11 protein-coding genes and 2 tRNA genes are annotated in these 13,773 nt (G+C 53.7%); 12 read left to right on the forward strand and 1 reads right to left on the reverse strand.

Going from position 1 to position 13,773, the window contains the following annotated elements; translation table 11 throughout:
- Positions 1 to 45 precede the first annotated feature (45 nt).
- From ftsH to B498_RS10575, 5 genes are all read left to right on the forward strand, one after another.
- Complete coding sequence (ftsH, locus tag B498_RS10595; protein ID WP_032622921.1) at positions 46 to 1,980, forward strand: ATP-dependent zinc metalloprotease FtsH; 1,935 nt, start codon at positions 46 to 48, stop codon at positions 1,978 to 1,980.
- A 98-nt stretch (positions 1,981 to 2,078) separates the two neighbouring features.
- The gene (gene folP, locus B498_RS10590; RefSeq protein WP_008501468.1) at positions 2,079 to 2,927 is read left to right on the forward strand and encodes a dihydropteroate synthase; all 849 of its coding nucleotides are present in this window, start codon (positions 2,079 to 2,081) and stop codon (positions 2,925 to 2,927) included.
- Positions 2,920 to 4,257, forward strand: a complete 1,338-nt coding sequence (glmM, locus tag B498_RS10585) for a phosphoglucosamine mutase (protein ID WP_008501469.1) — start codon at positions 2,920 to 2,922, stop codon at positions 4,255 to 4,257. Before folP ends, glmM begins: the two co-directional genes overlap by 8 nt.
- A gap of 223 nt (positions 4,258 to 4,480) precedes the next feature.
- The gene (gene secG, locus B498_RS10580; protein ID WP_008501470.1) at positions 4,481 to 4,813 is read left to right on the forward strand and encodes a preprotein translocase subunit SecG; all 333 of its coding nucleotides are present in this window, start codon (positions 4,481 to 4,483) and stop codon (positions 4,811 to 4,813) included.
- Positions 4,814 to 4,822: 9 nt separating this feature from the next.
- A tRNA-Leu gene (locus tag B498_RS10575) sits at positions 4,823 to 4,909 on the forward strand.
- Positions 4,910 to 5,087: 178 nt separating this feature from the next.
- Here the strand turns inward: B498_RS10575 and argG are convergent.
- A complete protein-coding gene (gene argG, locus B498_RS10570; protein ID WP_008501471.1) occupies positions 5,088 to 6,434 on the reverse strand; it encodes an argininosuccinate synthase in 1,347 nt (448 codons plus the stop codon).
- Between the two features lie 287 nt (positions 6,435 to 6,721).
- On the opposite strand from argG, the gene B498_RS10565 reads away from it, so the two are divergent.
- The 7 genes from B498_RS10565 to rpsO all read left to right on the forward strand — a co-directional run bounded on the left by B498_RS10565 (position 6,722) and on the right by rpsO (position 13,569).
- Positions 6,722 to 6,798, forward strand: a tRNA-Met gene (locus B498_RS10565).
- A 207-nt stretch (positions 6,799 to 7,005) separates the two neighbouring features.
- Positions 7,006 to 7,458 (forward strand): ribosome maturation factor RimP, encoded by a 453-nt coding sequence (rimP, locus tag B498_RS10560; protein ID WP_014833432.1) that lies wholly within the window; start codon positions 7,006 to 7,008, stop codon positions 7,456 to 7,458.
- A 28-nt stretch (positions 7,459 to 7,486) separates the two neighbouring features.
- Positions 7,487 to 8,989, forward strand: coding sequence for a transcription termination factor NusA (nusA, locus tag B498_RS10555; RefSeq protein ID WP_003861798.1), 1,503 nt, complete (start codon positions 7,487 to 7,489; stop codon positions 8,987 to 8,989).
- Between the two features lie 24 nt (positions 8,990 to 9,013).
- Positions 9,014 to 11,701, forward strand: coding sequence for a translation initiation factor IF-2 (infB, locus tag B498_RS10550; RefSeq protein WP_008501472.1), 2,688 nt, complete (start codon positions 9,014 to 9,016; stop codon positions 11,699 to 11,701).
- Positions 11,702 to 11,790: 89 nt separating this feature from the next.
- Complete coding sequence (rbfA, locus tag B498_RS10545) at positions 11,791 to 12,195, forward strand: 30S ribosome-binding factor RbfA (RefSeq protein ID WP_003024988.1); 405 nt, start codon at positions 11,791 to 11,793, stop codon at positions 12,193 to 12,195.
- On the forward strand, positions 12,195 to 13,145 hold the full coding sequence (gene truB / locus B498_RS10540; protein WP_008501473.1) for a tRNA pseudouridine(55) synthase TruB: 951 nt from the start codon (positions 12,195 to 12,197) through the stop codon (positions 13,143 to 13,145). The genes rbfA and truB overlap by 1 nt, the downstream gene beginning before the upstream one ends.
- A 154-nt stretch (positions 13,146 to 13,299) precedes the next feature.
- The gene (gene rpsO / locus B498_RS10535) at positions 13,300 to 13,569 is read left to right on the forward strand and encodes a 30S ribosomal protein S15 (protein ID WP_003861789.1); all 270 of its coding nucleotides are present in this window, start codon (positions 13,300 to 13,302) and stop codon (positions 13,567 to 13,569) included.
- Positions 13,570 to 13,773 lie beyond the last annotated feature (204 nt).

Here is a 13,773-nt window from a genome sequence, read left to right on the forward strand (position 1 = left end):
CTGTTTTTAACACAGTTGTAATATGAGGTTAATCCCTTGAGTGACATGGCGAAAAACCTAATACTCTGGCTGGTCATTGCCGTTGTGCTGATGTCAGTATTCCAGAGCTTTGGGCCCAGCGAGTCGAATGGCCGCAAGGTGGATTATTCTACCTTCCTGCAGGAGGTCAATCAGGACCAGGTTCGCGAAGCGCGTATCAACGGACGTGAGATCAACGTTACCAAGAAAGATAGTAACCGTTACACGACTTACATCCCGGTGAACGATCCTAAGCTGCTTGATAACCTTCTGACTAAAAACGTCAAGGTGGTAGGTGAACCGCCAGAAGAACAAAGCCTGCTGGCTACTATCTTCATTTCCTGGTTCCCGATGCTGCTTCTTATCGGCGTCTGGATCTTCTTTATGCGCCAGATGCAGGGCGGCGGTGGCAAAGGTGCCATGTCGTTCGGTAAGAGCAAGGCGCGTATGTTGACGGAAGATCAGATCAAGACCACTTTTGCGGACGTTGCCGGGTGTGACGAAGCGAAAGAAGAGGTCGGTGAACTGGTTGAATACCTGCGTGAGCCGAGCCGTTTCCAGAAACTGGGCGGTAAAATCCCGAAAGGCGTGCTGATGGTTGGCCCTCCGGGTACCGGTAAAACCCTGCTGGCGAAAGCCATCGCGGGTGAAGCGAAGGTGCCGTTCTTTACTATTTCAGGTTCAGACTTCGTCGAAATGTTCGTGGGTGTTGGTGCATCTCGTGTGCGTGACATGTTCGAGCAGGCCAAGAAGGCAGCACCGTGCATTATCTTCATCGATGAAATCGACGCCGTAGGCCGCCAGCGTGGCGCAGGCCTGGGCGGTGGTCACGATGAACGTGAACAGACGCTGAACCAGATGCTGGTTGAGATGGACGGCTTCGAAGGTAACGAAGGTATCATCGTTATCGCGGCAACTAACCGTCCTGACGTACTTGACCCGGCGCTGCTGCGTCCAGGCCGTTTCGACCGTCAGGTTGTTGTCGGTCTGCCGGATGTTCGCGGTCGTGAACAAATTCTGAAAGTTCACATGCGTCGCGTACCGCTGGCACCAGATATCGACGCGGCAATCATTGCGCGCGGTACTCCGGGCTTCTCCGGTGCGGATCTCGCTAACCTTGTCAACGAAGCTGCACTGTTTGCCGCTCGCGGTAACAAGCGCGTCGTGTCGATGGTGGAGTTCGAGAAAGCGAAAGACAAGATCATGATGGGTGCGGAACGTCGCTCCATGGTGATGACGGAAGCGCAGAAAGAGTCCACGGCTTACCACGAAGCCGGTCACGCGATTATCGGTCGTCTGGTGCCGGAACACGATCCGGTGCATAAAGTGACGATTATTCCGCGCGGTCGTGCGCTGGGTGTGACCTTCTTCCTGCCTGAAGGCGACGCGATCAGCGCCAGCCGTCAGAAGCTGGAAAGCCAGATCTCAACCCTGTACGGCGGTCGTCTGGCGGAAGAGATTATTTATGGTCCGGAACATGTTTCTACCGGTGCGTCGAACGACATTAAAGTGGCGACAAACCTGGCACGTAACATGGTGACTCAGTGGGGCTTCTCCGACAAACTCGGTCCGCTGCTCTATGCAGAGGAAGAGGGCGAAGTGTTCCTGGGCCGCTCCGTGGCAAAAGCGAAACATATGTCCGATGAAACGGCTCGTATCATCGACCAGGAAGTGAAAGCGCTGATTGAACGTAACTACGGTCGCGCGCGTCAGATCCTGAATGACAACATGGACATTCTGCATTCCATGAAAGATGCGCTCATGAAATATGAGACCATCGATGCACCGCAGATTGACGACCTGATGGCGCGCCGCGAAGTGCGTCCGCCAGCAGGCTGGGAAGACCCAGGCGCTTCCAATAACTCTGACAACAATGGCACCCCGCGTGCACCGCGTCCGGTTGATGAACCGCGTACACCAAACCCGGGCAACACCATGTCAGAACAGTTGGGCGATAAGTAAGTCACTGCTGTTGAAGCGTTTGTTTGTACCTCAAACCCTGGAGCTTGCTCCGGGGTTTTTCATTTCTGTTTAACCATTTAGATATCAGGGATTTCTCCATGAAATTATTCGCTCAGGACTCGCATCTCGATCTTTCACATCCCCATGTGATGGGGATCCTGAATGTTACCCCTGACTCCTTCTCTGACGGCGGCACGCATAACACGCTTATCGAGGCGGTTAAGCATGCGAATTTAATGATTAATGCAGGTGCCACCATCATTGACGTTGGCGGCGAATCGACGCGTCCCGGTGCGGCGGACGTGTCTGTGGAAGAAGAGCTGGCGCGCGTGGTGCCGGTCGTTGAAGCAATCGCGCAGCGGTTTGAAGTGTGGATCTCAGTAGATACCTCCAAACCGGAAGTCATCCGAGAAGTGGCGAAAGTGGGCGCTCACATTATCAATGATATTCGTTCACTTACCGAGCCGGGAGCGATTGAGGCGGCTGCGGAAACCGGGCTGCCGGTTTGCCTGATGCATATGCAGGGGCAACCGAAAACCATGCAGGACGCGCCGAAGTATGACGATGTCTTTGCCGACGTAAATCGCTTCTTTATTGAGCATATCGAACGTTGTGAACGTGCCGGTATCCCAAAAGAGAAATTGCTGCTCGACCCGGGGTTCGGTTTCGGTAAAAATCTCTCACACAACTATGCGCTGCTTGCGCGCTTATCGGAATTTCATCACTTTGGCCTGCCGCTGCTGGTGGGGATGTCGAGGAAATCGATGATTGGCCAGTTGCTGAATGTAGGCCCGAGCGAACGCCTGAGCGGCAGCCTGGCCTGCGCGGTGATTGCGGCGATGCAGGGGGCGCACATCATTCGTGTCCATGACGTCAAAGAAACAGTAGAAGCCATGCGTGTGGTGGAAGCCACACTGGCAGCGAAGGAAAACAAACGCTATGAGTAATCGTAAATATTTTGGTACCGACGGTATCCGCGGGCGCGTAGGCGATGCTCCCATCACCCCTGATTTTGTCCTGAAGCTCGGCTGGGCTGCCGGCAAGGTTCTGGCGCGTCATGGCTCACGTAAAATTATCATCGGTAAAGACACCCGTATTTCCGGCTATATGCTGGAATCCGCGCTGGAAGCGGGGCTGGCGGCGGCTGGACTGTCCGCCTCTTTTACAGGCCCAATGCCAACGCCTGCAGTCGCGTACCTGACGCGCACCTTCCGTGCGGAAGCGGGGATTGTTATCTCGGCCTCTCACAACCCGTTCTACGACAACGGCATTAAGTTCTTCTCTATTGATGGCACCAAGCTGCCGGATGAGGTGGAAGAAGCCATTGAAGCTGAAATGGAAAAAGAGATCACCTGTGTTGATTCCGCCGAGCTGGGTAAAGCGAACCGTATCGTTGATGCGGCGGGTCGCTATATCGAATTCTGTAAAGGCACCTTCCCGAATGAGCTGAGCCTGGCCCACCTCAAAATTGTGGTGGACTGCGCAAATGGCGCGACCTATCACATCGCCCCGAATGTCTTCCGCGAGCTGGGTGCGAAAGTAATCACCATTGGCTGCGAGCCGGATGGTCTGAACATTAACGAGCAGGTGGGGGCAACTGACGTTCGTGCCCTGCAGGCGCGCGTGCTGGCAGAAAAAGCCGATCTGGGTATTGCGCTGGACGGCGATGGTGACCGCGTGATCATGGTTGATCACGAAGGTAACAAGGTCGACGGCGACCAGATCCTCTACATTATTGCGCGTGAAGGTCTGCGTCAGGGTCAGCTGCGCGGCGGTGCGGTCGGGACGCTGATGAGTAACATGGGCCTGGAACTGGCGCTGAAACAGCTCGGTATTCCGTTCGTTCGCGCGAAAGTGGGTGACCGCTATGTGTTGGAAAAATTGCAGGAGAAGGGCTGGCGTATCGGCGCTGAAAATTCAGGTCACGTGATCCTGCTCGACAAAACCACCACCGGTGACGGTATTGTGGCCGCGTTGCAGGTGGTTGCCGCCATGGCGCGCAACCATATGAGCCTGCACGATCTGTGCAGCGGCATGAAAATGTTCCCACAGATCCTCGTAAACGTACGTTTCACTGCCGGCAAAGGCGATCCGCTGGAAAATGAGAACGTGAAAGCGGTGATGGCTGACGTTGAAGCGGCCCTGGGCAGCCGTGGACGCGTGCTGCTGCGTAAGTCTGGTACTGAACCGCTGATCCGCGTGATGGTGGAAGGCGAAGACGAAGCGCAGGTAACCGAATTTGCGCACCGTATTGCGGATGCTGTTAAAGCTGCATAATCTTGCACGCTAAATGTTTAAAAAGGCGGCGTTTGCCGCCTTTGTTTTAAGCAATCAATGGCTTTTTGCTGTTTTTTTCCGCAGTTGATACAATGCGTCGAAAATGCCCTTGCGAAGGTGATTCGCTTTGGTTAGTATTCACACCCGCTTCAGTGGGAAATAGAAATCCTGCTAATTGGTCGAAGCATTGGTATGCGGCAAATCCGCAAGGAACAGGTTGATTATGTACGAAGCTCTTTTAGTTGTTTTCCTTATTGTAGCCATCGCTCTCGTAGCGCTGATTATGCTGCAGCAAGGTAAAGGCGCTGATATGGGAGCCTCCTTCGGAGCAGGCGCTTCCGGTACGCTGTTCGGTTCAAGTGGTTCTGCGAACTTCATGACCCGCACGACGGCGATTCTGGCGACGCTGTTCTTCATCATCAGTCTGGTGCTTGGCAATATCAACAGCAACAATACCAGCAAAGGAAGCGAGTGGGAAAACCTGAGCGCGCCAGCAAAAACTGAGCAAACTCAGCCAGCTGCACCGGCTAAGCCAACCAGCGATATCCCGCAGTAAGTATTCCGTACCGAGGTGGTGGAATTGGTAGACACGCTACCTTGAGGTGGTAGTGCCCTAACGGGCTTGTGGGTTCGAGTCCCATCCTCGGTACCAATATTCCAGAAGAAAGACGTCGAAAGACGTCTTTTTTTCGTCTGTAGCTTTTGCCGTTCGTAGGCCCGGTAAGCGCAGCGCCACCGGGCAAAATGGCGGGTGGCGCTGCGCTTACCCGCCCTACAAAAGCCGAACAAAAAGGCGCCCATTGGGCGCCTTTTGCATGTTTCATTATCGATTATTTCTTATCGCTGTGTTCCAGGTTTTCAACCTGCGGCAGACCGTTACCTGAATTCGCAGAGAGCAGGCCATTCTCAACATATTTGAACAGCTTCTCACGGGTATCGGTGATGTCCAGGTTACGCATGGTCAGCTGGCCAATACGATCGTCCGGTGAAAACACTGACTCACCTTTCTCCATGGTCAGACGCTCTGCTTTATAGGTCAGGTTATCAGACACGGTGTTCAGGATGGAGTAGTCGTTACCGCGACGCAGTTCCAGGGTCACTTCACCGGTAATTGCACTCGCCACCCAACGCTGCAGCGCATCACGCAGCATCAGCGCCTGCGGATCGAACCAGCGGCCCTGATACAGCAGTTTGCCCAGCTGACGGCCATGAGAGTGATACTGCTCAATGGTGTCTTCGTTGTGAATACCAGTCAGCAGACGCTCGTAAGCAACATGCAGCAGCGCCATTCCCGGGGCTTCATAGATGCCACGGCTTTTCGCTTCGATGATACGGTTTTCAATCTGATCGCTCATGCCCAGGCCGTGACGACCACCAATACGGTTAGCTTCCAGCATCAGCTCAACGTCATCAGAGAAGGTTTTGCCGTTCAGCGCAACCGGATGACCACGTTCGAAACGCACGGTCACTTCTTCTGCCGGGATCTTCACGTTCTCATCCCAGAACTTCACGCCCATGATTGGGTTAACGATCTTCACGCTGGAGTTCAGGAATTCCAGGTCTTTTGCTTCGTGCGTCGCACCCAGCATGTTGGAGTCGGTGGAGTAGGCTTTCTCGACGGACATCTTATAGTCAAAGCCGCAGGCGATCATAAACTCGGACATCTCATGACGACCACCCAACTCGTCGATGAAGTCGGTATCCAGCCACGGTTTGTAGATCTGCAATTCGGCGTTGGTCAGCAGGCCATAACGATAGAAACGTTCAATATCGTTTCCTTTATAGGTGCTGCCGTCACCCCAGATGTTGACGCCGTCTTCTTTCATGGCGGCAACCAGCATGGTACCGGTGACCGCACGGCCCAGCGGAGTGGTGTTGAAATAGGTCAGGCCGCCGGTGGTGTTATGGAATGCACCACACTGAATCGCCGCGATACCTTCCGCGACCAGTTGCTTACGGCAGTCAATCAGGCGCGCGTTCTCTGCACCATACTCTTTCGCGCGACGAGGAATGGCATCATAGTCGTCCTCATCCGGCTGACCCAGGTTCGCAGTATAGGCATACGGAACCGCTCCCTTCTGGCGCATCCACAGCAGTGCAGCGCTGGTATCCAGACCACCTGAGAAAGCGATGCCAATACGTTGTCCTACCGGAAGATGCTTGAGAATCGTCGTCATAGAATAAAACCCTGCTTGATTGACTGATTAGAGACCGCTTTCGCTCTCTTGTGCATTTTTATGCAAAATAAGTGAGTATTCATTTAATCATCTTTTGGCGAAGACCGGAAGAGACTCGTGCGTTTTTTGTAAAAATTTTGGTCTGATCGATCTGGCGGAAGTCGCCTTGACAGGTGGGGTCAACTATCAATATACTAAACGCCGATTTTACGTCCCGTCTTCGGTACCAAATCCCAGCATTATTTGCAAATTCTGTCCAAAACGCGTAGAATTTGCCACGTTTCAGGCGCGGGGTGGAGCAGCCTGGTAGCTCGTCGGGCTCATAACCCGAAGGTCGTCGGTTCAAATCCGGCCCCCGCAACCACTTTCCCATAAAGTTCTTTTTCAAATATACTGTGAAGACTTAGAGCCTTCGTAGCTGGATTTGAAAAAATTCTTTCGGAGAGTGCTCCAGGCCACAGTTGTGGCTATAGGGTTCAGTTATCTAAAGCCCCGATTTATCGGGGTTTTTTGTTATCTGACTACAGAATAACTGGGCTTTACGCCCTTTTTTTATGTCTTGGGGGTGGGCTTGTCCACATTAGAGCAAAAATTAACAGAGATGATTACTGCACCGGTCGAAGCACTGGGCTACGAACTGGTCGGCATCGAATTCGTTCGCGGCCGTACATCGACGCTGCGCATCTATATTGATAGTGAAGATGGCATCAATGTTGATGATTGTGCTGATGTCAGCCACCAGGTGAGTGCGGTTCTTGATGTTGAAGACCCAATTACCGTTGCGTACAACCTGGAAGTTTCCTCACCTGGCCTCGATCGCCCGATGTTCACGGCCGAGCACTATGTGCGCTTTACCGGTGAAGAAGTGGCTCTCGTTCTGCGTATGGCCGTACAGAACCGCCGTAAATGGCAGGGAATTATCAAAGCCGTTGATGGTGAAATGATCACGGTGACAGTCGAAGGCAAAGATGAAGTGTTCGCGCTGAGTAATATCCAGAAGGCGAACCTGGTTCCCCACTTTTAACAGTCTGGATTGAGGTGAAAAGCCCGCGATGAACAAAGAAATTTTGGCTGTTGTTGAAGCCGTCTCCAACGAGAAATCACTGCCGCGTGAGAAGATTTTTGAAGCGCTGGAAAGTGCACTGGCTACAGCAACCAAGAAAAAATACGAACAAGAGATCGATGTTCGCGTAGAAATCGATCGTAAAAGCGGTGACTTCGATACATTCCGTCGTTGGGTAATCGTTGAAGAAGTGACCCAGCCGACCAAAGAGATCACGCTGGAAGCCGCCCGTTTTGAAGACGAAAGTCTGAACGTGGGTGACTACGTTGAAGATCAGATTGAATCTGTGACCTTCGACCGTATCACCACCCAGACCGCTAAACAGGTTATCGTGCAGAAAGTGCGCGAAGCCGAGCGCGCGCTGGTTGTCGATCAGTTCCGCGATCAGGAAGGCGAAATCATCACCGGCGTGGTGAAGAAAGTGAACCGCGACAACATCTCTCTGGAGATCAAATCCGAAGGGTTGCCGGGTAACGCTGAAGCCGTGATCCTGCGTGAAGATATGCTGCCGCGTGAAAACTTCCGTCCGGGCGACCGTATTCGTGGTGTTCTGTACGCTGTGCGTCCAGAAGCTCGCGGTGCGCAGCTGTTCGTGACCCGTTCTAAACCAGAAATGCTGGTAGAACTGTTCCGTATCGAAGTACCGGAAATCGGTGAAGAAGTTATCGAAATTAAAGCGGCGGCTCGCGATCCGGGCTCCCGTGCGAAAATTGCGGTGAAAACCAACGACAAGCGTATCGACCCGGTCGGTGCTTGCGTCGGTATGCGCGGTGCGCGTGTCCAGGCAGTTTCTACTGAGCTGGGCGGCGAACGTATTGATATCGTTCTGTGGGATGACAACCCGGCGCAGTTCGTGATCAACGCAATGGCTCCGGCTGATGTGGCGTCTATCGTTGTTGACGAAGACAAACACACCATGGATATCGCTGTTGAAGCGGGCAACCTGGCGCAGGCAATCGGCCGTAACGGTCAGAACGTACGCCTGGCGTCACAGCTGAGCGGCTGGGAACTCAACGTCATGACCGTTGATGACCTGCAGGCTAAGCATCAGGCTGAAGCCCATGCGGCGATCGATACCTTCACCAAATACCTGGATATTGACGAAGATTTCGCCACTGTTCTGGTTGAAGAAGGTTTCTCTACGCTGGAAGAACTGGCCTATGTGCCAATGAAAGAGCTGCTGGAAATTGACGGTCTGGATGAACCAACCGTTGAAGCCCTGCGTGAACGCGCTAAAAACGCACTGACCACCCTGGCACTGGCTCAGGAAGAAAGCCTTGGCGATAAGAAGCCGGCTGATGACCTGCTGAATCTGGAAGGTCTTGATCGTGCGATTGCGTTCAAGCTGGCTGCCCGTGGTGTTTGTACGCTGGAAGATCTCGCTGAACAAGGCGTTGATGACCTGGCTGATATCGAAGGTTTAACCGACGAGAAAGCCGGCGAGCTCATCATGGCCGCACGTAATATTTGCTGGTTCGGCGACGAAGCGTAATAAACTGTAGCAGGAAGGAACAGCATGACTGATGTAACTGTAAAATCGCTGGCTGCTGAGATTCAGACCTCCGTGGACCGCCTGGTACAGCAATTTGCTGATGCAGGGATCCCGAAGTCCGCTGATGACTCGGTGACCGCGCAAGAAAAACAAACCTTGTTAACGCACCTGAACCGTGAACACGGCTCTACGCCTGACAAGTTAACGCTGCAGCGCAAAACGCGTAGCACGTTAAACATCCCTGGTACCGGTGGCAAAAGCAAATCGGTACAAATTGAAGTCCGCAAGACGCGCACCTTTGTAAAACGTGATCCGCAAGAGGCAGAACGCCTTGCCGCGGAAGAGCAGGCACAGCGTGAAGCGGAAGAACAAGCTCAGCGTGAGGCGGAAGCAGCCGCCAAACGTGAAGCAGAATTAAAAGCTGAACGTGAGGCCGCAGAAAAAGCGAAACGCGACGCAAGTGATAAAGTGAAGCGTGACGCTGCGGAAAAAGACAAAGTGAGCAATCAACAGACAGACGAAATGACCAAAACCGCCCAGGCTGAAAAAGCCCGCCGTGAAAATGAAGCTGCCGAGCTGAAGCGTAAAGCGGAAGAAGAAGCCCGCCGTAAGCTGGAAGAAGAAGCTCGCCGCGTCGCCGAAGAAGCGCGTCGCATGGCAGAAGAAAATGAGAAGAACGGTGTTGATACCGCTGAGCAGTCTGAAGACACCAGCGACTATCACGTGACCACTTCTCAGCACGCACGTCAGGCTGAAGATGATAACGACCGTGAAGTAGAAGGCGGCCGTGGCCGTGGTCGTAATGCAAAAGCAGCGCGTCCGGCGAAAAAAGGTAACAAGCACGCGGAATCCAAAGCTGACCGTGAAGAAGCACGTGCGGCTGTTCGCGGTGGTAAAGGCGGCAAGCGTAAAGGTTCCGCTCTGCAGCAGGGCTTCCAGAAGCCGGCTCAGGCCGTTAACCGTGACGTTGTGATCGGCGAAACCATTACCGTTGGCGAACTGGCGAACAAGATGGCGGTTAAAGGCTCTCAGGTCATCAAAGCAATGATGAAGCTGGGCGCGATGGCAACCATCAACCAGGTGATCGATCAGGAAACCGCACAGCTGGTTGCGGAAGAGATGGGCCACAAAGTTATCCTGCGTCGTGAAAACGAGCTGGAAGAAGCAGTAATGAGCGACCGTGACACAGGTGCTGCGGCAGAACCGCGCGCACCGGTAGTGACCATCATGGGTCACGTTGACCACGGTAAAACCTCTCTGCTTGACTACATTCGCTCTACCAAGGTTGCCTCTGGCGAAGCGGGTGGTATTACTCAGCACATCGGTGCATACCACGTAGAAACTGACAACGGTATGATCACCTTCCTGGATACCCCAGGCCACGCCGCGTTTACCTCCATGCGTGCTCGTGGTGCTCAGGCGACGGATATCGTTGTTCTGGTTGTTGCTGCAGACGACGGCGTCATGCCGCAGACCATCGAAGCTATCCAGCACGCGAAAGCAGCGGGTGTGCCGGTTGTGGTTGCAGTGAACAAGATCGATAAGCCAGAAGCGGATCCCGATCGTGTTAAAAACGAACTTTCCCAGTACGGTATCCTGCCGGAAGAGTGGGGCGGCGAAAGCCAGTTCGTACACGTGTCTGCGAAAGCGGGTACCGGTATCGACGAACTGCTGGACGCGATCCTGCTGCAGGCCGAAGTTCTGGAGCTGAAAGCTATCCGTAACGGTATGGCGAGCGGTGCGGTTATCGAATCCTTCCTGGATAAAGGACGTGGCCCTGTTGCTACCGTTCTGGTTCGTGAAGGTACGCTGCATAAAGGCGATATCGTTCTGTGCGGTTTCGAATACGGTCGCGTTCGTGCGATGCGTAACGAACTGGGTCAGGAAGTGCTGGAAGCAGGTCCGTCCATTCCAGTGGAAATCCTGGGTCTGTCCGGTGTTCCGGCTGCTGGTGACGAAGTGACCGTTGTGCGTGACGAGAAGAAAGCGCGTGAAGTGGCACTGTATCGTCAGGGCAAATTCCGTGAAGTTAAACTGGCTCGTCAGCAGAAATCTAAACTCGAGAACATGTTTGCCAACATGACCGATGGCGAAGTTCACGAAGTGAACATCGTTCTGAAAGCCGACGTTCAGGGTTCTGTGGAAGCGATCTCCGACTCCTTGCTGAAACTGTCTACCGACGAAGTGAAAGTGAAGATCATCGGTTCTGGCGTAGGTGGTATCACCGAAACCGACGCGACCCTGGCTGCTGCCTCCAACGCTATCCTGGTTGGCTTCAACGTTCGTGCGGATGCCTCTGCGCGTAAAGTCATTGAATCCGAAAGCCTGGATCTGCGTTACTACTCCGTCATCTATAACCTGATCGACGAAGTGAAAGCAGCGATGAGCGGTATGCTGTCTCCTGAGCTGAAACAGCAGATCATCGGTCTGGCTGAAGTACGTGACGTGTTCAAATCACCGAAATTCGGTGCGATCGCGGGCTGTATGGTTACCGAAGGTAACATCAAGCGTCACAACCCAATCCGCGTACTGCGTGACAACGTGGTTATCTATGAAGGCGAGCTGGAATCCCTGCGCCGCTTCAAAGATGACGTTAACGAAGTCCGTAACGGCATGGAATGTGGTATCGGCGTGAAGAACTACAACGACGTTCGCGTTGGCGATATGATCGAAGTGTTCGAGATCATCGAAATTCAGCGTACCATCGCTTAATTTCCGATTGTAAGCCGGGATCGCCTCGCGCCACCCGGCAATAATTTCAAAAAGGGGCTTTAGCCCCTTTTTTGTCTGGAGAATTTATTATGGCGAAAGAATTTGGTCGCCCTCAGCGCGTAGCGCAGGAAATGCAGAAAGAGATCGCACTCATTCTGCAACGTGAAATCAAAGACCCGCGCGTCGGCATGATGACCACCGTTTCCGGTGTGGAAATGTCCCGCGACCTGGCCTATGCAAAAGTGTTCGTCACCTTCCTGAACGATCAGGACGAAGCCGCAGTGAAAAACGGCATTAAAGCGCTGCAGGAAGCCTCTGGTTTCATCCGCTCTCTGCTCGGCAAAGCGATGCGCCTGCGTATCGTGCCTGAACTGACCTTCTTCTACGACAACTCGCTGGTCGAAGGTATGCGTATGTCCAACCTGGTGACCAGCGTGGTGAAACATGACGATGAGCGTCGTGTTAACCCGGCGGACGACAGCAAGGAGGACTGATGAGTCGTCCTCGTCGTCGTGGTCGCGACGTGCATGGTGTGCTGCTGCTGGATAAACCCCAGGGCGCTTCCAGCAACGACGTGCTGCAAAAAGTGAAGCGTATTTTTAACGCCAACCGAGCGGGCCACACCGGCGCGCTCGATCCGCTGGCAACCGGCATGCTGCCGGTCTGTCTGGGAGAGGCGACAAAATTTTCCCAGTACCTGCTCGACTCCGATAAGCGTTACCGCGTTATCGCTAAGCTGGGCCAGCGCACGGATACCTCCGACGCGGATGGCCAGGTCGTGGAAGAGCGTCCGGTGACCTTTAGTGCGGAGCAGCTTGATGCGGCGCTGGAGAGCTTCCGTGGGGAGACGATGCAGGTGCCGTCGATGTATTCGGCGCTGAAGTATCAGGGCAAAAAACTCTACGAATACGCGCGCCAGGGTATTGACGTCCCGCGTGAAGCCCGTCCGATTACCGTGTATGAGCTGCTCTTTATTCGCCACGAAGGTGATGAGCTGGAGCTGGAAGTGCACTGTTCGAAAGGGACCTATATTCGCACCATCATTGATGACCTCGGTGAAAAGCTGGGCTGCGGCGCACATGTGATTTACCTGCGTCGCCTTGCGGTGAGCAAGTACCCGGTGGAGCGAATGGTGACCCTGGAACAGCTGCGCGAGCTGGTTGAACAGGCGGAATCTCAGGGGATCGCGCCGGCAGAGCTGCTCGACCCACTGCTGATGCCGATGGACAGTCCGGCTGCGGACTTCCCGGTTGTTAATCTTCCTTTAACATCGTCCGTTTACTTTAAGAACGGCAACCCGGTTCGTACGTCAGATGCGCCGCTGGAAGGCCTGGTACGCGTGACTGAAGGTGACGAAGGGAAATTCATCGGCATGGGCGAAATGGATGGCGAAGGGCGCGTTGCGCCGCGTCGTCTGGTCGTCGAATATCCGGTCGACGCGTGACGGTAATAACGGCTCACCTTGCGATAAGCAGGGGAGACGAGTAGAATATCGCCGCTTAACGCCTGGTAAATTGTTTAACAATCTGCGGGGCGTACATGGGATTGCTGAATTAGAGATCGGCATCCTTACATTCTTTATACTTTGGAGTTTGAAAATGTCTCTAAGCGTTGAAGCTAAAGCTAAAATCGTTTCTGAGTTTGGTCGTGGTACTAACGACAGCGGTTCTACCGAAGTTCAGGTTGCACTGCTGACTGCACAGATTAACCACCTGCAGGGTCACTTTGCAGAGCACAAAAAAGATCACCACAGCCGTCGTGGTCTGCTGCGTATGGTTTCTCAGCGTCGTAAACTGCTCGACTACCTGAAACGTAAAGATGTTGCACGCTACACCGCGCTGATCGAGCGTCTGGGTCTGCGTCGCTAAGTCTTGCGAGTTTCAGAAAAGGGGGCCTGATGGCCCCTTTTTTCAAGCAGACGGCAGCAATTCACTGGAAACTATTGTATTGTTGCTATAAATGATCTTCATTGCAGAGGTTCGCGCGGCTAATGAGAGGCTTCACCCAGGGGGGTGTTGGTTGTCATTAGTCGCGAGGATGCGAAGAAGGTCGGGTCAAATCGACAGCACACC

The organism is Enterobacter sp. SST3 (assembly GCF_000286655.1).
Classification (GTDB): domain Bacteria; phylum Pseudomonadota; class Gammaproteobacteria; order Enterobacterales; family Enterobacteriaceae; genus Enterobacter; species Enterobacter roggenkampii.

Coding starts and splice junctions, on each gene's coding strand:
- secG (WP_008501470.1), top strand. CDS start 4,481: ATGTACGAAGCTCTTTTAGTTGTTTTCCTTATTGTAGCCATCGCTCTC.
- rpsO (WP_003861789.1), top strand. CDS start 13,300: ATGTCTCTAAGCGTTGAAGCTAAAGCTAAAATCGTTTCTGAGTTTGGT.
- ftsH (WP_032622921.1), top strand. CDS start 46: ATGGCGAAAAACCTAATACTCTGGCTGGTCATTGCCGTTGTGCTGATG.
- argG (WP_008501471.1), bottom strand. CDS start 6,434: ATGACGACGATTCTCAAGCATCTTCCGGTAGGACAACGTATTGGCATC.
- truB (WP_008501473.1), top strand. CDS start 12,195: ATGAGTCGTCCTCGTCGTCGTGGTCGCGACGTGCATGGTGTGCTGCTG.
- folP (WP_008501468.1), top strand. CDS start 2,079: ATGAAATTATTCGCTCAGGACTCGCATCTCGATCTTTCACATCCCCAT.
- nusA (WP_003861798.1), top strand. CDS start 7,487: ATGAACAAAGAAATTTTGGCTGTTGTTGAAGCCGTCTCCAACGAGAAA.
- glmM (WP_008501469.1), top strand. CDS start 2,920: ATGAGTAATCGTAAATATTTTGGTACCGACGGTATCCGCGGGCGCGTA.
- rbfA (WP_003024988.1), top strand. CDS start 11,791: ATGGCGAAAGAATTTGGTCGCCCTCAGCGCGTAGCGCAGGAAATGCAG.
- infB (WP_008501472.1), top strand. CDS start 9,014: ATGACTGATGTAACTGTAAAATCGCTGGCTGCTGAGATTCAGACCTCC.